This is a genomic window from Clostridioides sp. ES-W-0016-02, from assembly GCF_020641035.1.
Lineage (GTDB): Bacteria > Bacillota > Clostridia > Peptostreptococcales > Peptostreptococcaceae > Clostridioides.
Genome location: NZ_CP061361.1, coordinates 629,281 through 653,208, shown reverse-complemented (window position 1 = coordinate 653,208; position 23,928 = coordinate 629,281). Strand labels below are relative to the sequence as shown.

25 protein-coding genes are annotated in these 23,928 nt (G+C 27.7%); 12 read left to right on the top strand and 13 right to left on the bottom strand.

Features of this window, described 5'->3' with window-relative positions; translation table 11 throughout:
- Nucleotides 1-175: 175 nt before the first annotated feature.
- The 3 genes from IC758_RS03375 to IC758_RS03365 form a co-directional block, all read right to left on the bottom strand.
- Nucleotides 176-1,570: a conserved phage C-terminal domain-containing protein gene (locus IC758_RS03375; RefSeq protein WP_227860753.1), complete on the bottom strand. Its 1,395-nt coding sequence runs from the start codon at nt 1,568-1,570 to the stop codon at nt 176-178.
- A 452-nt stretch (nt 1,571-2,022) separates the two neighbouring features.
- Nucleotides 2,023-2,280, bottom strand: a complete 258-nt coding sequence (locus tag IC758_RS03370) for a Mor transcription activator family protein (protein ID WP_227433544.1) — start codon at nt 2,278-2,280, stop codon at nt 2,023-2,025.
- A 314-nt stretch (nt 2,281-2,594) separates the two neighbouring features.
- Nucleotides 2,595-3,365, bottom strand: a complete 771-nt coding sequence (locus tag IC758_RS03365) for a nucleoside phosphorylase (protein ID WP_227860752.1) — start codon at nt 3,363-3,365, stop codon at nt 2,595-2,597.
- 423 nt (nt 3,366-3,788) lie between these two features.
- On the opposite strand from IC758_RS03365, the gene IC758_RS03360 reads away from it, so the two are divergent.
- From IC758_RS03360 to IC758_RS03335, 6 genes are all read left to right on the top strand, one after another.
- Entirely contained in the window at nt 3,789-4,010 is a 222-nt protein-coding gene (locus IC758_RS03360; RefSeq protein ID WP_227433546.1) for a DUF1659 domain-containing protein, read from the top strand.
- Nucleotides 4,011-4,319: 309 nt separating this feature from the next.
- Nucleotides 4,320-4,544 carry a DUF2922 domain-containing protein gene (locus tag IC758_RS03355; protein WP_227433547.1) on the top strand — a complete coding sequence of 75 codons (225 nt, stop codon included), beginning with the start codon at nt 4,320-4,322 and terminating at the stop codon, nt 4,542-4,544.
- A gap of 16 nt (nt 4,545-4,560) precedes the next feature.
- Nucleotides 4,561-4,710, top strand: a complete 150-nt coding sequence (locus IC758_RS03350; protein ID WP_227433548.1) for a YvrJ family protein — start codon at nt 4,561-4,563, stop codon at nt 4,708-4,710.
- 256 nt (nt 4,711-4,966) lie between these two features.
- Entirely contained in the window at nt 4,967-5,404 is a 438-nt protein-coding gene (locus IC758_RS03345; protein WP_227433549.1) for a LytTR family DNA-binding domain-containing protein, read from the top strand.
- A 251-nt stretch (nt 5,405-5,655) separates the two neighbouring features.
- Complete coding sequence (locus IC758_RS03340; RefSeq protein WP_227433550.1) at nt 5,656-6,429, top strand: CPBP family intramembrane metalloprotease; 774 nt, start codon at nt 5,656-5,658, stop codon at nt 6,427-6,429.
- A 100-nt stretch (nt 6,430-6,529) separates the two neighbouring features.
- Entirely contained in the window at nt 6,530-7,357 is an 828-nt protein-coding gene (locus IC758_RS03335) for a MerR family transcriptional regulator (protein ID WP_227433551.1), read from the top strand.
- 706 nt (nt 7,358-8,063) lie between these two features.
- Here IC758_RS03335 and IC758_RS03330 read toward each other — a convergent pair.
- Together IC758_RS03330 and IC758_RS03325 are read right to left on the bottom strand one after the other, a co-directional pair.
- Complete coding sequence (locus IC758_RS03330) at nt 8,064-9,383, bottom strand: ATP-binding protein (protein ID WP_227860751.1); 1,320 nt, start codon at nt 9,381-9,383, stop codon at nt 8,064-8,066.
- Complete coding sequence (locus IC758_RS03325) at nt 9,377-10,087, bottom strand: LytR/AlgR family response regulator transcription factor (RefSeq protein WP_227433561.1); 711 nt, start codon at nt 10,085-10,087, stop codon at nt 9,377-9,379. Before IC758_RS03325 ends, IC758_RS03330 begins: the two co-directional genes overlap by 7 nt.
- A gap of 905 nt (nt 10,088-10,992) precedes the next feature.
- On the opposite strand from IC758_RS03325, the gene IC758_RS03320 reads away from it, so the two are divergent.
- From IC758_RS03320 to IC758_RS03295, 6 genes are all read left to right on the top strand, one after another.
- Nucleotides 10,993-11,574, top strand: coding sequence for a TetR/AcrR family transcriptional regulator (locus tag IC758_RS03320; RefSeq protein WP_227433562.1), 582 nt, complete (start codon nt 10,993-10,995; stop codon nt 11,572-11,574).
- Between the two features lie 201 nt (nt 11,575-11,775).
- Entirely contained in the window at nt 11,776-11,952 is a 177-nt protein-coding gene (locus IC758_RS03315; protein ID WP_227433563.1) for a hypothetical protein, read from the top strand.
- Nucleotides 11,953-12,180: 228 nt separating this feature from the next.
- Nucleotides 12,181-12,933 (top strand): ABC transporter ATP-binding protein, encoded by a 753-nt coding sequence (locus IC758_RS03310; RefSeq protein WP_227483064.1) that lies wholly within the window; start codon nt 12,181-12,183, stop codon nt 12,931-12,933.
- Nucleotides 12,923-15,043: an ABC transporter permease gene (locus IC758_RS03305; RefSeq protein WP_227860750.1), complete on the top strand. Its 2,121-nt coding sequence runs from the start codon at nt 12,923-12,925 to the stop codon at nt 15,041-15,043. The genes IC758_RS03310 and IC758_RS03305 overlap by 11 nt, the downstream gene beginning before the upstream one ends.
- Nucleotides 15,044-15,238: 195 nt before the next feature.
- Nucleotides 15,239-15,949, top strand: coding sequence for a LytR/AlgR family response regulator transcription factor (locus tag IC758_RS03300; RefSeq protein ID WP_227855463.1), 711 nt, complete (start codon nt 15,239-15,241; stop codon nt 15,947-15,949).
- A 19-nt stretch (nt 15,950-15,968) separates the two neighbouring features.
- Nucleotides 15,969-17,306, top strand: coding sequence for a sensor histidine kinase (locus IC758_RS03295; protein WP_227835848.1), 1,338 nt, complete (start codon nt 15,969-15,971; stop codon nt 17,304-17,306).
- 214 nt (nt 17,307-17,520) lie between these two features.
- Here the strand turns inward: IC758_RS03295 and IC758_RS03290 are convergent, their stop codons facing one another.
- The 8 genes from IC758_RS03290 to IC758_RS03255 form a co-directional block, all read right to left on the bottom strand.
- On the bottom strand, nt 17,521-18,090 hold the full coding sequence (locus IC758_RS03290) for a GrpB family protein (protein ID WP_227433568.1): 570 nt from the start codon (nt 18,088-18,090) through the stop codon (nt 17,521-17,523).
- A gap of 77 nt (nt 18,091-18,167) precedes the next feature.
- On the bottom strand, nt 18,168-18,896 hold the full coding sequence (locus IC758_RS03285) for a HEAT repeat domain-containing protein (protein ID WP_227483068.1): 729 nt from the start codon (nt 18,894-18,896) through the stop codon (nt 18,168-18,170).
- Nucleotides 18,897-18,938: 42 nt separating this feature from the next.
- Complete coding sequence (locus tag IC758_RS03280) at nt 18,939-19,031, bottom strand: aminoglycoside 6-adenylyltransferase (RefSeq protein WP_227834785.1); 93 nt, start codon at nt 19,029-19,031, stop codon at nt 18,939-18,941.
- 359 nt (nt 19,032-19,390) lie between these two features.
- On the bottom strand, nt 19,391-20,734 hold the full coding sequence (locus IC758_RS03275; protein WP_413927699.1) for a sensor histidine kinase: 1,344 nt from the start codon (nt 20,732-20,734) through the stop codon (nt 19,391-19,393).
- A gap of 127 nt (nt 20,735-20,861) precedes the next feature.
- Complete coding sequence (locus tag IC758_RS03270; protein ID WP_227860749.1) at nt 20,862-21,554, bottom strand: response regulator transcription factor; 693 nt, start codon at nt 21,552-21,554, stop codon at nt 20,862-20,864.
- 113 nt (nt 21,555-21,667) lie between these two features.
- Nucleotides 21,668-22,435, bottom strand: a complete 768-nt coding sequence (locus IC758_RS03265; RefSeq protein WP_227860748.1) for a lantibiotic immunity ABC transporter MutG family permease subunit — start codon at nt 22,433-22,435, stop codon at nt 21,668-21,670.
- A complete protein-coding gene (locus tag IC758_RS03260) occupies nt 22,432-23,202 on the bottom strand; it encodes a lantibiotic immunity ABC transporter MutE/EpiE family permease subunit (protein WP_227834787.1) in 771 nt (256 codons plus the stop codon). The genes IC758_RS03265 and IC758_RS03260 overlap by 4 nt, the downstream gene beginning before the upstream one ends.
- Nucleotide 23,203: 1 nt before the next feature.
- Nucleotides 23,204-23,902 (bottom strand): lantibiotic protection ABC transporter ATP-binding protein, encoded by a 699-nt coding sequence (locus IC758_RS03255; protein WP_227433574.1) that lies wholly within the window; start codon nt 23,900-23,902, stop codon nt 23,204-23,206.
- Nucleotides 23,903-23,928: the final 26 nt, after the last annotated feature.

Genomic DNA, 23,928 nt, shown 5'->3' with positions numbered 1-23,928 from the left:
TACTTTTAATTATAAAAGATATAAATATATTACTAGTTAGAAATGCATTATCAGCTATAAAAAGGTATAAATGCATGGTCAGTTGTAAAATGTGTAAATACATGTTAGCTAGAAACACATTATCATCTATAAAATATATAAATTCATTCCACCTATAAACGCATTATCAGACTAATTAAAATTCACAGATTGGATTCCAATACCTTGCATTTTCATGTTTTTTTCTTTCACGATTGCTGTCGTCATACGTGGTATAGTCAGAATACATATAATTATTACTGCTATTATTGTTGCTCTTTTTACACTGATAAACATTACTTTGATTTTTTACAGATATGTTTTCATTAACATAGGATTCAAATTTATGGCTAAATAAGGTCTCTGGTCTTATATACATTTCCATTATGGTATCTTTCCACTTAGCTACTTTTACCTCAATAACTTTGTAGAAATCTTCTAAGACATAACCTTCCTTTAGTCTTTCGTTGATAAGTTTTATGCTCGTTGGAGAATTGATTTTAAAATTTTTTCCTGTTTTTTTATTTAGCATATTTATAATGCTTTGCTGTATATTTTTTTTATTAAATTTATTTAAGGATTCTTTTTTATTTGTTACAAACTTATCTTCTTTTTGTGTATCATGAATATTATCAAAACCACTCTTTTTACCATCTCTATTCATGCTACTAAATACTTTACTATTACTTAATTTTATAGCATTTTTACTTTGATTATCTTCTATGTCATTTTTAGTTATTTTATCTATGTCATTACATGTTTCATTAAATCTAACATTTGAAGACCTCGATTTTAAATTAGAGTTTTCGATTTTAAGTTCTTCTCCAATAAGTGTTTTTTTGGTATAATCTTTAATTTTATTAGTTACATTAGTAAAATTAATAACAGATTTTTCAGAGTTGATATTTTCATTGTTGATATTTTCATTATTAGAACTAGTATTTTTACTAGAATTTTTTATTCCACTAGAAGCTAAGTCATTGCTTTTTTTATTAGCAGAATTATTCTTACTACTTAATATATTACAGTCAGCACAGTTACTACATTCTGTATTATCATAAGCACTATTGTACTTTGACATTCCACCACCATAAATACAATCTTCATCAATACAACCTTTATTTTCAATATTTCCATAATTATACTCTAAATTACTGAATTCATAGTTCTCAACACTGTTATAGTTAAAATCTATAGTTTCATCACTATCAAGTAAATTTTCACTAGTACTATCAAATAAATCTTCACTAATTTCTGAACTGATATAGCTATATATAGAATGCATCTTCCCCCTTGTTCCCTTAGACACAAGCCTTATTACTCCTAAATCTGAAAACTCTCTTACAAGCCTACTTATAGTAGAAATAGAAAGTTGTAAATCTGTAGCAGTTCTTCTTACTGTCATATAAAATTGACCTCTTGGTAAAGTACCTTGCAATCTCTGTATATTTTCTTTTCTCATTATATAATGATTAAATCTTATTTTATTAATATCATTTGTTATATCAAAGCCTAATACTACTGAATTCAATTTATAAAATCCATTATTCATATCTACTAACCCCTTTTCTACTAATAAGTAATCATTTCTCAATAATTATTACTTTATATAGATAACATAAAGTTTAAATTTAAATATATATTTATTTTAATATATTTTAAATATACTTATTAATCCCTTAAAATCCCTATTTATATTCTTAAATATGCAAATATATTATGTCATATTTATTTATATTTTTTTATTTATATAGCTTATTTATTGTTTTTTCCCCTTTATACAAGCAATTGTATCATTTTGTTTATTTTTTATCCAACAAATATTTTCGACTATTTTTTTTGAATTCTCAATATATCTCCATTATTTAACAGAATATTTTATAGAATATACAATCTATTTAAATTAATAGGCAATAAATTTAGTAATTTTGTCTAAAAAAAACTTTATAAAATGTCTTTTACCTACTTCACACTTAATCTTTACAAAATATTTTGTATAACAACTTATATACTGTTTTCATTTATTATTCGCTTAATATTGCTTACACACATGTTATGTTTAATGGCGAGCTCCCCATAATTAACCCCATTAAATTGTCTCACTATCTCCCTATTTCTTGCATATCTAAAAATCCCCTTACATGTAGGTATATAAGTGTTTGTACCTCCATACAATTTAGCAATCTCTACAAACTTATCAATACCCACTATTTCCACCATTGCATGAAACTGAACTGGTATATCTTCTAATTTTACTTTCATAAACTACACTCTCCTTTAAAATATTTTTAATAACTTTAGTAGCTTTAATAAAGATTTTAATGGTTTAAGAGTAAAATGTTAATATTGGACTTTTAACTTTTTTATTTACAGATTAAATTTAATAATTTTTTTAACATAAACCTTAGACTAAAACGAACACTTTTAAAGCATTTTTAATATAATAATATTTTTCCAGAAGGAGCATATAGCTATATATCACTTTTAAATTCAACAATAAAAAAAGCAGTAAACCTTAATCGATTTACTGCTTTGGTAATTTAAAATTAAAAAATACAAGTTAAAGCACTTTAAATTTACAACTTGATAGCACACTCCATTGCAAGCTCAAAAGTATGTACTTTTTGTGAAATAGGATGTATAGTTAATCCTCGTTGTTCCCATACATCTGAGTTTAGATTATCACAAGCATAAACAAACTGTGAAAATATAACATTTCTAAATTGTGCTGCGACAGCTACAGCAGCACATTCCATATCAACTGCAATACACCCCTGTGTCTTCCGTGTAAGTATTTTATTAGGTGTTTCACGATATGGAGCATCAGTAGTCCATATTTTACCTTTTATGTATGATAATCCTTTTCTTTTAAATACAGATTCAATAACTTTAACTCCATGTGGGTTAAGTATAATTTCATCAGAGGCTGGTTGATAATGATAACTTGTGCCCTCATCATGGATAGCTGATGTTGGAATGATTAGATACGCATCATCAATAGAATTGTCTAACACACCACATTCTCCACAGATAAATATCTTCTTTGCTCCTAACTCAACTAATTCTTCAAAGTTGGTTACACATGCTGTTGCACCTACCATAACCTGACAAATTCCAATTCTTACATTCTTGAAAAATACTTCATAAATTGGTATATCTCCAGCAACATTAATTAAACGACCTATTTTTTTACCATTATACTTTTCAACAATTGTTTGTATCATAGATTTTGAAAATTCACATACGATAGTCTCAGGAAAATGACAATCAGGTTTTTCTATTACATATTCTGGCATCAAAATCCCTCCCAAATCAGAGTCAAACTGTTCCAACAGAATTTCACTCACAATATAACCTCCTCTCAAAATTTAGTATAGCATATTGTTGTTCAATATCGTGTTCCTGTTCAATATATGGAGTATATTATATCACGATGAACTAGCTAAAATAATTAAAGGTATATACTTACAATCTAGCTACTGGACACAGATACTGGATACATCTAGATAGTTCATTCTAAACAAACATATTAAACATTTTATCCCCTCTAGAAAATATTCTAAGCAAAATCAATAAAAAACTATTGCACATAGAGCATACAAACATTCAATCAATCATTAAAATATATATACTTATAAAGTTTTCTATAAGATTTTAACAAAAAATCTTAAGAAATTACGGTTTAACTCCTATATTATCTTATATGATACTATAGATTTAACAAAGAAAGTCGACAAATCTTTGAAATTAAATTTTTAGGAGGTAGTTTTATGGCAGTTGTTTCAACAAAAAATTTATCTAGTATAAAACTGAAATTGGATGCTGGTTTTGATGATAAGGGTAAGGCAGTTATTAAAAGTAAATCTTTCGCAAATGTAAAGGCAGAGGCATCAAACGATGATGTTTATGCAGTTGCAGAAGCAATCGCAAATCTTCAAGAAAATCCTATTGTAGATATTTTAAAACTAGATAGCACATCACTATCTAAATAGTAACTTTCAAATATAGTCTATACTAATGATTATAGTCTACATTAAAATTCATCAACTATTTATATATCATGTTCAATATATAATACACTTGATATTATATAAATTTAACAAATTATACACTTAATATATTGATACTTTAAGCAGTTTAATATCTTAAGTAATTTAAATATGTTCGTAAATTAAACATGTTAGTTATTTTAAATACTGCTTTGCTTTAAGTATAACAATACCAGAGTATTTTCTACCCTAACAATAATTAAAATACTTAAAGCAATTAAAAAAATAAATTATTATCGTGGAGGTAACTGTATGGAGATTAAGAAAAAATTAGTCATGAGTTTCAAGAATACAAAGGATAAACAAGTTTCTTTTTCTATAGAAAATCCAAAGGAGGACTTAACTGAAGAAAATATAAAATCTGCTATGGATTTGATAGTATCTAAAAATGTTTTTTCAGTTGGAGGATTTGACCTTGCTTCTGCTGTTGAAGCTAAGATTGTAGAAACTAATACTACTCCTTATGACCTAGTTTAGGATGGGAGGTAATTTTATGGATGATAGTTTACAATTGTTAATAACTAATGTTGGTTTTCCTATAGCTCTATCCATGTATTTATTGGTTAGAATTGAGGGCAAATTGAACACACTATCTAACAGCATTGATGTACTATCTAAAAATATTTTGACATTTGAGAAGTAATTTGACAACATATGTAAGTCATAAGATAGGTCTATTTGTATAATAATTAGAGATATTCTATGAAAAGTACTACGATATTTGGATAACATTTCCAAATAGTCGTAGTATTTTTTCGAATTTTACCACTTTAAATTTGAATTTTACTATTTTAAATTTGAATTTAACTGTACTTAATTTGAAATTTAGCACTCATCTAGTTGGACTCAATAAAATATAATGCTATTCTAATGACAGTAATAAAATGAGGTGATAATTAATGAAAATACATGTCGAACAATCCACTAATTTTGATGATATTGAAATAATTATAAAATGCTCTGCCATTGACAATAATATTGAAAAAATAATTTCACTACTAAATACACCATTACTAGATATAAATGGTAAAAAAGCAGGAGAAATTTATAAGCTTAATATTTGCGATATTTTATACTTTGAGACAGTTGGCAATAAGACATTTGCTTACTATAAAGATGATGTATTTGAAGTTGACCTAAAAATATATGAATTATCAAACCGATTACACAATACATCTTTTTTACGAATATCTAAATCTATGATTTTAAATATGGATTACCTAGAAAGTATAAAAGTAATATCACATAATCGCATGCAAGCTACTTTATCAAATAATGAAAAAGTTATTATAAATCGCCGTTACATAAAAAATATTAGAGATAAGCTAAATATTTAATAAAAATTATAAAAATCGAAAATATTTTATTAATATCACTAATTATCTACTTATTAATCAACTTTATAGTCAAAATAAAATAAATATAAATTAAACCACTATTAACAAAATGAAAGGATAGTGAACATAAGATGCAATTATATAATCCCCATTTTAATTCAGATAAAAATTTAATTTTTTTCTTTACAAGCACTCTATTATGGACTTGGTTATTTAGCTTTACACCTGTATTATTAGGAGTTACAAATACCATGCTTGGAAAACTTCTTTTTTACTTCGCATATACAGCCCCTTCTGTCATAGGGCTACTTTTTATTTTCACAATATATCCAAATAGCGCAAGAAAAGATTTTCTTTACAGGAGCTTTAGCTTCAAAGAAATAGGAGTAAAATGGCCATTATTAACAGTACTCTTTTTTGCTTTAATTGTAATTTGTTCTTTACTAATAGGAAAATATTTTCATCTAGAAATTAATGATGTGGATTGGATGCACATAGCTATTTATACACCTTATAAAATACCACTTATGCTATTTATAAGCTTTATACTAAGTATACTTAGCCAAGGATTTGGATGGATAGGGTATTCTCTTGATAAATTATTAGTCAGATTTGGATTTACAGGTGCTTCAATTATTTTAGGTACTATTTGTGGAGTTTGGTATTTGGGATGGTATCTTACACCTGGTCAAATCCCATATAATCTACTGCAATATTCTTTATTTGATGCACTTTTATTTATACCATCTACTATACTTCTAAACTTTGTTATTACATTTGTATATATTAATACACATAGAAGTATTTTAGCAGGTGGATTTGTACATATGATGTGTGACTTCTTTACCATTCAACTATATTCTTACTACCCTATTGAAGCCTACGTAATGGCTCAATATGTAAAAATAATATTTTGCCTCATATTAATTATTTACATAATTTCTTCTACTAAATTTAAACAGAAAATTAATTCTGAAATTGAGAAGATAAAATCAGACGAATTTGAATTTGAGTTAGACTGCTGATTATAGATTAAACTGATAATTAAATGCATTTTCCTAAACACTTGAAGTATACAAAAACAAAATATATACTGATTATAAGTGAGAAGGGGGTCATATTTTCATGTTTAAAATTGGAGAATTTTCAAAACTAACACAAGTCTCTATTCGAATGTTACGTTATTATGATGAACTTGGTATTCTAAAACCAGCAAAGATAGATAAATACACAGGTTATCGCCTATACTCTGCTGACCAAATTTCAACTTTACAAAGAATTATTTTACTAAGAGATTCAAAATTTACTGTTTCAGAGATATCAAATATTATTCATAATTGGAACGACGAACTTGTGATTAAAGAATTGAATCGAAAAAAAATTGAAATACAAGATGAAGTTAAAAAAGAACAACAAAGAATAAATAATATTAATAAATTGATTAAGGCTATAGATGACAATAAAGATGAGATTCATTACAATGTTATCTTTAAGGAAATTCCCAGTTATAAGATTATCTCGCTTAGAGAAATAATTCCAGACTATCACCATGAAGGTATACTGTGGGAAAAATTATATGAATTTATTAAAGAAGAACATATAGAAATATCCCACCAAGCAAGCAACAATATAGCACTTTATCATGATGAAGAACTGAAAGATTGTGGTGTAGATATAGAGGTTGGAACGGTTGTAAAGAAATTAGGAAAAAACAAATCTGGATTTATATATCGTGAGACAGAGGCAGTTGATATGATGGCATGTAGTATGGTATATGGCCCATATGAAAATATAGCTGGTGGGTATGAGTCATTTGCTTACTGGCTGGATAAAAATAGTGATTATAAAATGTCTGGTATCAATAGGCAAATTGGTCATAAAGGGGTTCATAATGAGGAAAATCCTGAAAACTATCTTACAGAAATTCAGATACCAGTAATAAAAGTTAAATAGATTTGTAATAAAAATACACAAATAAAAATAGCTAACAGATTGATTCTGTTAGCTATTTTTATCCAATAATTCTTATCTATATCATATAAAACTTCTTATCACTATTATGTTATTTAAGAAGTTCTCTCTAAACTCACAAGCTACCTTACTAAATGTAAAGAAGCTATACATACCAATACCGATTAGATATATCGCTTTTTTCTCTTAGTCACTCTGTTTTTTATTTATAACAACTATTTATGTAGCTTTTAGACACTTATCAGAATACATTAATTATTGATTTACATTTGTCTAAAGAATCTATCATAATTAAGACCTCCTTAAGTTAATAAAATGTTTTCTTTCAATATTTTTTAATAAATATTTATTGCTAATATCAAGCCACTATCTATCAATTACTCCTTTACTATTTTTATGTTACTCAATATAAGTTTTATTAATCTTATATTTTGAATTTTTTTCATTTCTTACTCCCTCTTTGTTGCTGAATCATTCCAAATATTAATATTGTAATAATATATATAAATATAAATCATATTATTTTTGTTATATTATTTTATTTAAAATTAAAAAGGATGTTATCTTATTAACGCAAGATTCGATTATTTTTATTAACTCCAAATTTTCTATGCTTAGCAGATAACATCCTCTATATTATTTTTCAATACTATTACTCCAACTAGGCACTTTAAATTTCCAACTGGAATTATTTTCTAGATAATGGTATATAAATAGTAGTTGTAAACTTATTTTTATCTGAATATATTTCTACATTTCCATTATATTTTTCTACTGAGCTTTTTATACTGTTTATTCCTATTCCATGTAAAAATGAGTCTTTTTTATCTGTAATAATTTTATTATTCTTTAATATAATCTCATTTATTTTTGTATTTTCACATTTAATTACAAATAATCTATTTATAATAGTTCCTCTTAATTTAATCTTTTTTTGTATATTTGTATCGTAAATCTTATTACAAGCTTCTATTGCATTATCTATCATATTTGAAAATATGCTACACACATCCGCCATTTCTATAAAATTGCATTCTAAAAAATTAATATCTACTAAAAAATCTATGCCATTTATATCACAAATAGATTTTTTCTCACTTAAAATAACATCTAAAATCATACTTTGTGTATTAAATATAGTATTACATTCATTTATTTGCTTATTTATATCTTTAATATACTTCTCTGCAATCTCATTTTTACCATAAATATTCTTAATACAAATAATATGATTGTTCATGTCATGGTATAGTTTTCTTATTTTCGACTGATATTCCTGTAAATTTAAATAGTATTTATATTGCATATTTATCTTTTCTTTTGTAATTTCATGTTCCATCTTTAGGTTATTGTCTTTTATTATTCTACCTATAATACTTACTAACGAAATATTTGAAAGTAAAAATACAATTGATATAACAAGTATTGTCAAACTTTCAGTTGGATTAATACTCTTATCTTTAAAAATAAATCCAAATACAACTATTATGCTAACAATATTTGCTATTAAGGGGAAAAATAAATAGATACAATCCTTCTTGTTTATTTTTATTTTTAATCTAATAGCTTTAAGTAATGGTATTAATCCTATTAGTAGTGATTTAGATATAATTATTAATTCTAGTTTTAATAAATTATTATTTAATAAATCACTCATCTCTTGTATAGAGTTAAGTGTGCCTACTATACTTAATCCAGTACTATCAAATCCGATTAATAACATCCAATATAATAAACTTATAAACACACTTTTCCATTGGTCCACCACATAATTACTTCTATACAATAGATATGTAATAAATATACATATAAATAACTTAACCTTTATATCAAATTCAATTATAGTCAAGGTAGTAATTATTATAATTGCAATTAGTAGACTACTATTTAAAACTGACTTGCTCTTTCTTAGCTCACTAAGTTCATCTAATATAAATTTTAATACAATCCATTCTATCATTGTAGAAAATAAAGTTAGAATAATCCCCCATACATCTATCCCTAACATAATACATCTCCCAATACATGTGTTAATTTTGTCTTTAAATCAGATATTCTATATTTACTGACTGGAATATTTTCATTATTAATAACTACAGTATTTTTGCATATAAGTTGAATATATTCCATGTTTATTAAATAGCTTTTATGACATCTAAAAAAATTATATTTTTCTAATTCTAACTCTATTTTATCCATACTATTATTAGTATTATAAATACCATCTGTAGTATGTATAGTCAAAACCTTTTTCCTGACCTCTATATACATAATACTATTAATTAAAATTTTGTTGATTATACCTTTATTTTCTATCAGCATAAAGTTTTCTCTTTTTTTAATAATATCTGATATACAATTTAAAATATTTTCATTTAAATCCTCAAAATCTATAGGCTTTAATAAATATCTATAAGCCCTTACCTTATAACCTTCTTGTATATAGTCGACTATTGAAGTTATAAATATTATTTCAGAAGTATCATTTGTTTCTCTAATTATTTTAGCTACATCCATCCCTGTTAGTTGAAGCATTTGAATATCTAAAAAATATATATCAACTCCTTCTAAAGCAGACTCCAATAACTCTTCTCCTGAATTAAACTCTAATAGTTCAATTTGACTAGAAACTCCCTCTAAGGATTTTAGTATACACTCTCTTAAGAAAACCATTTGTGTAATATCATCCTCACAAATAACTATTCTATACATAAAAATCCCCCCTTATCCCTTAGATAGAAAAACAGTTAAGGCTACACATTTATAAACTACAGTACCTCCTTACTATTCCTAAACTTAAAGAGTTGGCTATCCTATTTTTGCTTAATCCTTATTCCTTTAACTTTTTATATTCTCTATCTCCTTTTTTATTCTATTACCCTCTTCATTAATTCCATTTTCATTTTTTCTTTTCACGCTTCTTTTTTCATTACTTATAGAATGTTTTTAATCAGTATCTATGATAGTTTTCATACATTTTTATTTTCTTGATATTATACTGAGTCTAACATCATATAAATGGTAACAAAACTTTGTCATTTACAACAAAAAATTCTCCTCTATTTTTAGCATGTTTGCACTAAAGATAAGGAGATTTTACAGATTTATTAATAACAATCAATACTTAATATGGTTTAAGCTTATTGCCTCATTAATAATTTTGTATACTTTTTAAATATCGAAATTATTAATGTTTTATGATTGTTATGATAATATTAAAAGATGATAACAATATAAAAAGCTCCCTAACTAGAGTACTCTCTTACCAAGAATGACTGTATAAAAAGCTAAGAGTAAGTCGCCAAACTTAAGAACTCATGACTTTTTTTATTTATTTTTTATTTCATTATAATATAAATTTTAACATAATTCTATTTATTAGTATACAATCTTTAATAATTATATATATTAATACATGATTGATAGAACACCTCTTAAACTTAGTATCATATAACCTTATTTATCATGTATTTAACAAGACAATTATAAAAAAACTTCCCCCTACTATACTCCTTAAAAACTATCCCTCCATTGACATATAAAAGCTTTCGTGATAGTATCTAAACGTGTATTAAACACGTTTAATTTTTTTATGAGGAATTCTTAAGGGGAAAAATATGAAAATAGATTCAAAAAAAGAGCAACTAATTAACACAACAGTTCAGCTATTAACTTCAAACAGAGATATTTCAAGTATCACAGCTAGAGAAATCATAGCTAAAGCAAATGTCAATTTGGCTATGATTAATTATTATTTTAAATCTAAAGAAGCACTAATTAATACTGCTATTAAGAGAATTTTAAAATGCCATATGGATGAATATAAAACTACACATGATAAGCAAAATCTAACACCTAAGCAAGAGTTAAAAGAAATGTTAATGACATTTTGTGATGTTATAATTTTATATAGTCAATTTATAGAGATTTCTGTACCTTACATATTAGTTCAAGAAGACATTATTTATCCATTTGAAATATTGCCTTTGATTAGAGCTCATTATAAAAATCACGACAACAATAAAACTGAAGAAGATTACAAGGTTATTGCATATCAAATAACTTCATTTATACAGTTAGTTCTTCTTCGTTCTAATGCCTTTTTAAGATACAGTGGTATTGATATTATGGATGCAGAGAAAAGAAGTGCTTTAATTGACTCTCAATTAGAGTTATTTTTAATAGACACCATAAAGTAGTACTATTTCAGTTTAGTATTTATATCTATTTAGTATTATGTCTATTTAATACTATTTCAGTTTAACTATATATCTATTTAGTACTATTTCAGTTTAATTATATGTCTTTTAGTTTTGATACATAACTCAGCCATACTCTGACAGAACTTAAAGATATTCTCATGGACTCAAATACTTACATTAAATAAAGGGGGAATTTTAATGTTTTTTACATTTATAGGGATAATATCAGCAGTTTTATTGATATGTACAATTATATGTGGACTTTGGATAAAACTTAATAATCGCAATAATGACTCAAATTCTCACTTTACTTTTTCAATACTTTCAATTGTATTTTCGTTATTGATTGTGGTAGCTTTTTTAGTAAAAAAATAGTGTTTTTATATTATAAAATAAAAATATATAATTATTTTACAAAAAAGACTACCATTTATACATCAACATATCTTTTATCTAAATAATCGTAACAATACCTTTTCAAAAATTTTTCTAACTCAAACATTACAAAAAAACACCCAATTCTTACAACGAGACTTATATTCCCATACACCTTTCAAATGCTATCATTGACTTACAAGATAAATGAAAGCGAGGATGATATATATGCTTAAAGTAAACAATTTATGTAAATCATACAAGACAGGTAATAAAACGTACCCTGTATTAAAAAATATTTCTTTTGAAATCAATAAAGGAGAATTCGTTGCAATCATGGGTGCATCTGGAAGTGGAAAGACAACTCTCTTAAACTGCATTTCATGCTTTATACCAATTGATGAAGGTGAAATAACTCTTGGAAACAATAATATAAGAAACCTACAAGAAAAAGAACTTTCCGAAGTTAGAAATCAGCAGTTGGGCTTTGTATTCCAAGATTTTATGCTGTTTGATGGTCTTAGTGTCTTTGAAAATATCTGTGTTCCACAAATTATCAAAGGTAGTAAAGTTATACAAATGGAAAACCGTGCTACTAGCCTATGCAAATTATTTGGTATTGAGCATATACGCAAAAAATACCCTGCTGAAATATCTGGTGGTGAAAAACAGCGTACAGCAGTAGCAAGAGCTCTTATGAATAATCCAGATTTGATATTAGCAGATGAGCCAACTGGTAATCTTGATAGCAAATCTTGTCGTACAGTAATTGACTCATTCCTAAAAGCCAAACAAGAGCTAGATGCCACTATATTCATGGTTACACATGATAGCTTTGCTGCAAGTTTTTGTGACCGTGTCATTGTCCTTAAAGATGGAATGGTCTACAAAGAAGTCGTAAAATCAAATTCAAGACGTGAATTCCTAGATGAATTATTGGAACTTTTAAAAGAAATGGGAGGCGGTCAAGATGACAATTAATAAATTATATGGAAAACTTCGAGCCTACAATTGGAAAAACTATACAACATTATTCTTTTGTATAATACTTTCTGTAGTCTTAGTAACTTCATATGCTTTAATTTATTTTAGTCCTACAGTGCAAACAATCCTTCCAACTGGAGGAGATAGTAGAAAACAAGCCATAATGATATTTGCAGTTGCTATATTAGGATGTGCTGTTTTTACTACTTATGCCTCTTCCCTATTTTTAAAATTTAAAAGTAGAGAAATTGGTATTTTTATGGCTCTAGGGACAGATAAGAAAAAATTGAAAAAAATTCTATTTTCAGAAATACTCCTTATTTCAATAGTCTGTTGTCTTTTAGGTCTTCTATTGAGTATGCCTGTATCTTTTGGTATATGGAAGATATTCCAATTGGTAATTATTGATACAAGAGAAATGACATACCACTTTGGAACTCAAGGATTTATATATGGTTTCATATTTTGTATATTTGTAACTCTATGTATTTTCTTACTTTCAGTAAAATTCATCAATCGTACAAATATAATTGATATACTAAATGACCAAAGAATCTCTGAACCAGTTCATGAGGTAAAAAGTTGGTATGGTATATTGGGAACATTTTTTATGGTATTAGGACTTCTTCTAGGTTATGTAGTACCTTCAATAGTCATAAGTGAACTTAATTACATGATGCCATCTATATGGAACATTACGTATGTATTCTCTGCTATTGGAATTTACATGATTATGACATATGTAGTAGTACATGCAAAAAGAGGAAAACATCCAGAAAAATACTACAAAAATATTATATCTACTAGTATGATGAGATTTATGGGCAAGCAAACTGTAAAAAATATGTGTGTTGTTGCATTTTTAATTGCAGGAGCCTTATTTGCTGTATTCTATATACCTAATGTGATTGCAGGAATTAATGAAAATACTAAAAAGAATCCTATAGATTACACATTCACTTATAACCAAAGAGTGAATCAAATATCTAAAAAAGAAATTGAACAGTTGGCAGATAAGCATAAAGTAAAAATCCAAAACTATATGGAACTTCCTTCTATTGAATTAATTGTAGATGGTACAGAATCAATATTTAATAAAGATAGAACTATTGATGATGTATATATGAAAAAACATTCTTTAGCCATGTTCTTTAATTCTAAGGATTTCTCTAAATTAATTGATAAACCTATCACTATAAAAAATGGTGAATATCTTGCTGTTGTAAGTAAAGAAAATAATAATAGAGATTATGATTTTCCAAAATTTATATCAAGCCCAGCCACAGAAAAAGAAACTCCTTTTAAATATTCTGGAAACCTAATATTTAATGGTTCTTTCTTTCAAAATGCTCGTATGACTGCTTATGTCCTTAGTGAAGACGATTATAATGCATTTACTAAAGGTTTATCTATAAATAACTACAATAATTCTGTCCTATTTAATGTAGATAAAGCTACAGATACCTATGCTTTTGCTAATGATTTAAAGTCAGAGATTATAAAAAGAACACCTAAGGAAATGGGAACATACACTATGTATGATGAATATGTGAAAAAACGCAATGAATCAACTGGTCAAAAGTATTTTTTGGATGAAGAATATCCAAGTGGAGAAGGTTCTTTAAAATTAACTCCAGATAATAATCAATTATATCTCCAATGGAAGTACTATCCTAATTTTAAAACTTTGCAGAGTCAAGATATGATAAAAAATACAGCAGTATTCTTGATGTTATTTATCTATGTAGGTATAATCTGCTTTACGGCTGTGGGAATCATTGCATATACAAGAGGTGTTACAATAGCAGTAAATCACAAACAGATTTTTATAGATTTGAGTCGATTAGGTGCTAACAACGACTATATAAAATTCTGTATTCGCAACCAATTAAAGAAAATCTTTTCATACCCTCTTATTACTGGAAGTTTTGTAATATATCTTTTTAACTTTATGATTATGGTAAACAATGATGGTAGAATTGTTCATAGTGAAGTCAATGCTCTTCTGATAAATCTAGGTTTACTAGTGGTTTGTGGGGTTTATATGTACCTTATATATCTGTTGACTTACAAAAAATTTAAAGAAATTGTTGGAATTTCAAAATAAGTTTGCTTGAATTATTTTAGATAAAACTTCTCTGAGTAAGTCTATATAATTCTTATCTGTACGATTTTAGTCAAAACTTATTTAATTAAGACTCTACTTTGCTACCTAGACATATTTTCTCTTTTATGTATCTAGGTAGCTCAATTTATTATATACTTAATTATATAAATATAAAACTTGAAAGGAGAATAATCATTGATTTCAATTTGTATTTGTGATGACGAAAAACAACAAAGAAGTATGCTAAATAAAATCATCACAAGAGAAATGGATTTATGGGGCTATCCCTGCCAGATAAAAGAATACTCAAATGGAGAAAGTCTAATATATAATCTAGAACATGAAAATTATTATATGGACATCATTTTTTTAGATATTGAACTTGGAGAAATTAATGGAGTTGATATAGCAAAAGTCATTCGAAAATACTCAAAAGATACTATAATTATCTTTGTCACAGGTTTTTCTGACTATGTATTTCATGGATATGATGTAGGAGCTTTAAACTATATCTTAAAACCTTATAAAAGTGAAAAAATATGTGAAGTCTTAAAAGAAGCACTAAAAAAATTAGAACAATGGAAAGAACACTTTATTACGATTCAGATTGGAACTAACCTTTGTAAAATCAATACAAAAGACATTTTCTACTTTAAAAGTGAATTAAGAAAGCTGACTGTAGTAACCCCTGACAAATCTTTAGAGTATTATGGAAAACTAAATGATATGGAAGATATTCTTCCATCTAATTTTATACGTACACATCAAAGATATATTGTCAATCTAAACTATGTAGACAGTATAAATCAAACATATGCTAAAGTACAAAATGAAAAAATTCCTATAAGTCGTCAAAAATATCAAGAAGTTGTAGGAAAATTTACAAGACATATGCTAGAATCTTAATTTTTAGAAAGGTTTTCAAATGGATACTTATTCAATAATATCAAAAGCTACAATTTATATTACAGTTTTACTTAGCATTTTTATGGCCTTTTTTCTTTATAAGCTAACATCTTATTTTATAGATTTTAGGAAACATTGGATTTTTAAAATAATATTGATTTTGGGTTATTCTATTATTGGTCAAATGATAATATGGCTTTCTGACCCTGTAAATATACTTTTTACACTACTTGGATATTTTATACTCCTTATAGTCTGTAGTAAAAGTAGGTTGATTCCTATAATATCAGTTATAATGATACTCTATCCTATTATAGTTGGTGTTAATTTTCTTTTTATAAACAATCCTCTATATAGAGAACTTGTAAGCTCAAGTGAGTATACTGTAGTACTTTCAATCTTTAAGATAGTTTCTGCCATAATTAAAGTATTTTTATGGTTTTTGATACATTTTTTCTTAAAAAATAGATTAGTTAATATAAAACAGTACCTTACAAATCGCATATGGATTTTTATTGATATAGTATGTATATCCTCATTTTTATCAATATTAATTGCCATTATTTTGCCACCCACTAATTTAATTCCTATGGGTAGCGATTATAATATTATTTTAGGTAACTTACCTTATGGTACTTATCTAATTATTTTATCTGCAATCATAGCTAATATTGGTGTGATACTTCTTTTAAATCCATTAATTGAAAATGTAAGGATGAAGTTAGAAAATCAATCGAATCATATAAAAGAAGAATATTACGACTTACTAGAGAATCAACAGGTTCAGATACGCAAAATACGACATGATATAAATAACCACTTCCAAATGATTGAGTCTTATTTAGAAGTTGAAGATATTGATGGAGCTAAAGATTATTTTACACAATTAAAACTTAGTTTTGGGACTTTAAGTGGTAAGCAATTTTGTAAAAACCCTGCCCTTAATTCAATTTTAAATCTTCGTCATACAGAATTGGAAGAAAATAGTGTTGATGTTCATTTTAATATAGATATAGACAATCACTTTGGTATAGAACCAATGGATTTATGTACTATTTTTTCAAACTCTTTGGATAATGCTATAGAAGCATCCTTAAAGATTTCTGACTTATCAAATAGAAAAGTGGTGCTAAAAGCACGTTGTGAAAATGAGTATTTTAGCTATTTATTAACAAATAACAAGGTAAATCCTATCATTAAAAAACATGGTTTATTTATTTCAGATAAAGATAATAGTAAATCTCATGGATATGGTGTTGAAAATATCAAGGAAATTGTTGATAAGTATAGTGGAGAGTTGAATATTTCTTATACTGATACAGATTTTTCTTTATTTCTTTATATTAGGTTGTGTTAGTATTAAGCTGAGAATCTTAATATATTTAAAAAACTCAAAAAAGGAAAGCCAGAAATGACTTTCCTTAATTTATATTTTAATAATAATATAAACACATATAAATTGTGAGCTTTTTCAACTGTCTCAAAGTGATTTTAATATTTCATTTTTAGTAAGCATTGATATATTAAACTTAAATTTAAATGTATTAAACTTAAATATAGTAAATAACATCCTAACTGTATCTATTAGAATACAATTTCCTAGATTTTTCAGTTACCTTTTTAATAAAATCTGATTTATTATCTGTATAAGCATCACGATTATGCTCATATTCCTTCCATAATTTCAACTTAAGATTCTCATATTCCTTCGCAACGCTTGGATTATCAATCAAATAATCTCTAAAAAATAATTCATCATTGTCTCCTGCATATCTTATATGTAAATGAAAAACTCGTTCTGCAAACCCATCTACTGTATATCCTTTATTAAATGAAATCCTATCACCACTTTCAGACATGCAAATATAGTCATCTGACTCAATTATCTCTTTAATCTCTTGCATATTACACTCAGGCTTTATCTCCATCAGTATATCAACAATCGGTTTTGCATAAATTGTATTCACAGCAGTACTTCCAATATGACTTATTCTCACAATTTTTTGCATAGGAAGTAGTTCAGTTAGTCTAGATTCTTCTTCTTTAAACCAATCTTTCCAACATTCCCTATGATTAGTTAAAAATATAGGAAATAGCTTCCATAACTCTTCTAATGTCATATCTGACAGCTGTTTTCTCATAAACCAGTTTCCCCCTTTTAGATTAGCAAATTTGATTGTTCTTTATACAATTTTATTGCTTTTGATTTTATTTCCTTCTACAACTTTATCTCTTTTTTAATCTTACTTAGAGAACACTCAGCTTCATTTTTTATTAAATCATTTTTATCACTATATAAAACTTGCTCAAGAATATCTATACTTTCTTGAGTCTTAAAAGAAGAAAGGCACATTACGCATTTCCAAATAATTAAATCATCTTCCGAATACTTTTCCATTACACTTACAATCTTTTTAAAGTAATATTCACTAGCTACACCTTGATTATAAAATATCATAAATCCTATAGCATCAATTACCTCAGAAATCTTAATCCTATCATCACTCTCTAAAACGTCAAACAATACAGGTAAAATCTCTACATTCATCCTTGCTAAACTTCTTGCAATTATATCCCTTGCTAATGGATAACTCTTCTTTTTAGAAACCCTGTCTGGCAAATATTTATGTTGATTATTTCCTATTGTTCCAAGATATTTAATCATCTGTTTTGCAGTATAAGTATTCCCATTTTCAAGGGCATTACAAAGCTCAATCTTCGTATATAGAGATTTTTCAACGCAAAGCTTTCCTAACAAAAACTCTACAAATTCTTTATTTTCGACTCCATATCTTTTTGACATCAAATTTATATAAACTGACCTTTCAACTGCTTTTGATGAACTTGCTAGTTCCAATAACTCTTCATCTGAATAAGATTGAAATTTATTGATATATTCTTCTGTAATAAAACCTCGCTTTATCAACTCTTCATTAGTACTTTTCATAAATTAACCTCATACTATTATTTTTTATCAGACATAAAATAGTTAAACAAGACTAGTGATATAATAATTTATCATATCCATAGCATAAGGAACTTCTTCTCTCCAAATCCCTTTTGCCACATTATTAAGACCCATCAAAAATTATTACAATCGCATATAAACTCATTTACAATGTGATTTCTACTGGACAAACAGGTAAATATTTTTTCATATTATTCTCCTTAACTAACTTAAAGTTATATATTTACTTTTAATTGGTACAGTTATATAATACTATATTTATTACATCAAGGTAACAGATTTTATTTGTAGAAAGTTTCTTTATTTATTGTAGAAACTTTCTATATTCATTTAAGAACTTATAAGATATTTTTTCAATACTCAAATACAATAAGAGGTATCAACATATTGCTGATACCTCTTTTATATGCTTAACATAATCACTTATTAATATATTTACAATATCTACACAATAAAAAATTAAATATGAATGATTAGAGATTAAATATTTTATGCTGAAATATAACACATGCACCACCACATTCCGCATTTTCTATTCTGATTGAACCACCAAGCATCTCAACTAATTGCTTGACAATGTACAACCCCAAACCAGAATGCCCATCCTTAGTTTGTCTAGCCTCATCACCTCTATAAAATTTTTCAAAAACTTTATGCATATCTTTAGCACTAAATCCAGTACCAGAATCACAAACCTCATATGAGATATATTCTTTTTCTGCCTTTGCTGATATTTTGATTTTTCCGCCTTCTGGAGTATATTGAAGACTATTGGATACGATATTATCAAAGATTCTTTCCAATTTCTCTATATCAATCAAAATAGATTCTTCTATATCACTTTGAATGTTTAAAGTGATAGATATTTCTTTTTTCCTAGCCTCTAATTCATAGTAGTATACTTTTTGCTCCAAAAACTCAGTCAGATTTATAGGAACTAACTGTAACTGAATACAAGATTTTTCAAGTTCAGAAGTATATTGCATTTGCTGAACTAGTGAGACACTTTTATCTACATTTGCTTCTATAACTGCAAGATATTGACGTTGTTCTTCACTAATCTCAGTATCATCAATCAGAGCTTCTGAATATACCTTTACAATAGATAATGGTGATTTCAGGTCATGTGCCAATGCCTCTACCATTTCTACTCGTTCCTGTTCTATTTTCCACTGTGCAGATAAGGATTTTTTTAATTCTTCTTTCATTTCTGAAAAAGCACTACATAGATTTCCTAGTTCATTATCCGCGTAATAATCTATTTCAAAATCAAGGTTCTTTTCTTTAATCTTCTGTGAACTATCCATCAGTAGTTTTAGTGGTCGATTGATATTTTTAGCAAGAATTCGAGAAAATAGTATTGTAAATCCTATAATATATATAAAAGGAGATAACAAAACAAGAATAATAACCCTATCGTCTCTCCACAGCTCATTTTCATTTCCATTTGCATAAGTAAGTTTCAACTGATAAGCAAGAAGGACAGCCCCTTTGATTTTTCCACTATCATCAATAACAGGAACAATCTTTACAAAATTTCCCGAATCTATAATTTTAGTATTTAGTTTATTAAATAATTGTTCCTTTGTTTCAAAAATTTGTTTCTTATATGTACCATATAAAAAGTTACTGTCATTATCTACAACCTGATAGAATAATCCGTCACCATGAATCATATTGTTCAAATCTTCTGCATTTGAAGGAGATAGAATAGTTGTATTTTTTTTATGAATGTATTTTTCTATTTCTGGTATCTGCTGTTCATAATAATTTTCGCCATATATGTCATTATTATTTAAAGCTCGAATAAACAACATAATTACTCCAGCATAAGTAATCAGTGACGCCAATATGCTGGTGATTATAATTAAAAAAAGTGTTCTGCGAAACTGTGCTGAAAGTGACCGATTCTTTATGCTTTTCATTATATGAAAATCTCCTTCTCTAAAATTTGTTCCATTTATACCCAATCCCCCAAACAGTAGAAATATATTCAATTTTAGGTGTTACCACAGAAAATTTAGCACGAATCTTCTTAACACGCTCAACAACTGTTGAATCTTCACCTTCTGAATCATATCCCCAGACTTTTTCATAGATTTGTTCTCTAGAAAAAACCTGTCCTGCATGCAATGCAAGTAATTCTACAATATCATATTCTCTCTTTGTCAAGTGAACATCCTTGCCATCAATTTTGACTGCACGCTCTTGTATATCTAAACATAGTTTTCCAAAATACATTTTTGGACGTTTATTTTCCATATTGATATATTGTGACCTCTTTTCACGGCGTAGATTAGCTTCAATACGTGCCATCAATTCTCGTAACCCAAAAGGTTTCACTATATAGTCATCTCCGCCAAGAGTTAATCCCTTTATTTTATCTGCTTCTGATTGCTTTGCACTTAGAAAAATGATAGGGCACACTACATCATCTCGTATGGTACTACAAACTTCAAAGCCATCAGCCCCAGGCATCATAATATCAAGTATAATAAGGTCTGGCTGTTTCTTTGCTAATTCAATTCCATCATTTCCATTATATGCGATAAGTACTTCATGCCCTTTTGACTTCAGTTTTTTTTCTAATAAGGCCACCAATTCTCTTTCATCATCAACAATCAATATTTTGCTCAATTTTAATTATCCTCCAATACTTATGCATTATTAACAAGCCTGTATTGTGACCTGCTCATATATTATCTGATAATTTTTCTCATTGGTCAAGTTTATAAAAATGTCCATAGTCATTACTCATTGCATGCTCTACCTTCCCATCTGTTAAACCATATAATTCCACCAACTAGAAAAATGATAAGTCCAATTCCTGTTAAATTAAGTGCATTTATTAGCTGTGACTCTGCTCCTGAAGAAATTGCAGTTGATAAGGTAGTCTGAAAATAAATAGATGGAAACATTGACATCTTTACTGGCCAAGCCCAAGGAACAAACACCCAGATTTTACCCCCAAGACTTGTTCCTCCAATCAAAGCAGCCATTAAAATACCACCCATGCTTATTCCTATGGATACTCCCATCCCCCATAAAAAACTAACCCACAAGTGAATAGATAGAATTGGAAGTGTCCCTATTACTGCAAGTAAGGATGCCATCATAAATAGAGAAATGCTACCTCCATCAGGTATTATAATATTCATTCCGACACATATTATAAGTGATGAAATAAAAGTGCTGACTGCCATACAAAAAATCAATATAAAAAATTTTCCTAAGTATAACTTAATTCGGGAGACTCCTGTATTTAAAAAACCATTGAACTCTCCAGCAAGTTCCTCCTCATGTATAATAAAGCTTGACAGAAGACTTATTCCTACTGGAATGATAATTGCTGTCCATACTATAAAATAACCTTCAAAAACAAATTTATATGTAACTTCAGACCTAATTGCCAGATAAGCAACAACACAAAGTGCAATGACTACAGGCATAAAGAATGTAAGCCAACGAATTGCTGTACGTTTTGTTTTTAGCCACTCTGATGATAATACTCCTATCATTTTACTTCCCTCCTATTAAACCAAATACCTGTAATTACTGTGATTACAACAAATATAACCAAGGATACGATAATCCCAACAGGAATCACAGATGAATCTAAAAGTGGATTTCCAGTCTCCAAAATAGCTCCATTTGGATGCACACCAGCAATAGGACACATCAGTCTCATAGCCCAACTCCACGGTACTGCAAACCATAAAGATTTTATTGCTGTAAGAACACCTATCATCATACCTACAAGTGCAATTCCCATACTTAAGAATGTTCCTTTCCATGTAGCTGCCCACAGCTGAATAGGGATAAGTGAAAGAGAAACAAGCCAACAAACAAAACCTCCAGCAATAATCTTACCAAATGGGATTGCTCCTTCTGATAAAAACAAACCAGTCATAATTGTTGAAACTATCAAAACTAGTGTTGATAGCAGAGTGTAAACTGCCATAGCCATAACCTTATCAGTCCAAAGAATCATAGGTGAAACATTATATGCACGCAAAGTGCGATAATTCCCAGCTTTTCTTTCCTGACTAGCTACCAAAGTAGCAAACAATCCCATACCAAGAGGTAAAAATACAAATGGCCACGAATTAAAAACCAAGGCTAGAAGGCTGTCCCATGACCAAGAGCTACTTTGAGATAATGGGTTTTTCATGATTGTTGATTGTGTTATCCCTGCATATAATGCAAAGAATATTGGAATAAAAACAATCAATTTCCCCATAAATGTTCTTTTGTATTTTAAAAGTTCAGATTTAAGTCCATTCATTTTACTTTCCTCCTTTTAAGATTACATCAGAGAAGAATTCCTCTAGATTTTCATTTGGATCTGGTATACCTTGAAATAATAGCCTTCCTCCACTAATAATTCCTATTTTATCAACTACCTGAGCAACCTCTGATAATATATGACTTGAGAGAATTACTGTAATTCCCTTTTCAGGAAAAGATGCAATCAACTCACGTAGTTCTTGAATTCCAAATGGGTCAAGCCCGTTGGTTGGTTCATCTAAAATCAATAGTTCTGGATTATTCAAAAGTGCAATAGCGATTCCAAGTCGTTGTTTCATTCCCATAGAAAATTGTGAGGCTTTCTTTTTTCCAGTATTTTTTAAATCAACTGTGTCTAATACTTCATGAATTTTTTCATGTGGAATGCCTAGAAGTCTTGTGTGAACTAGTAGATTTTCCTCTGCTGTAAGATTTCCATATAAAGCAGGTGATTCGATTAAAGAACCGATTTTTGTAAGAGATTCTCGTTGCCAAGGCTTTCCATTAAAAAAAATATGTCCTCCTGTTGGATGAAGAAGTCCAACAATCATTTTAAGTGTTGTTGACTTACCTGCACCATTTGGTCCAAGAAGTCCATATATACTATTACGTTCAATTTGAAGTGAAATATGGTTGGCTGCCATCTGCTCTCCATATCTTTTTGATAAATTTTTTGTTTCAAGAATTAAGTCTTTCATGTCTATTCATCCTTTCTTGTAATAAT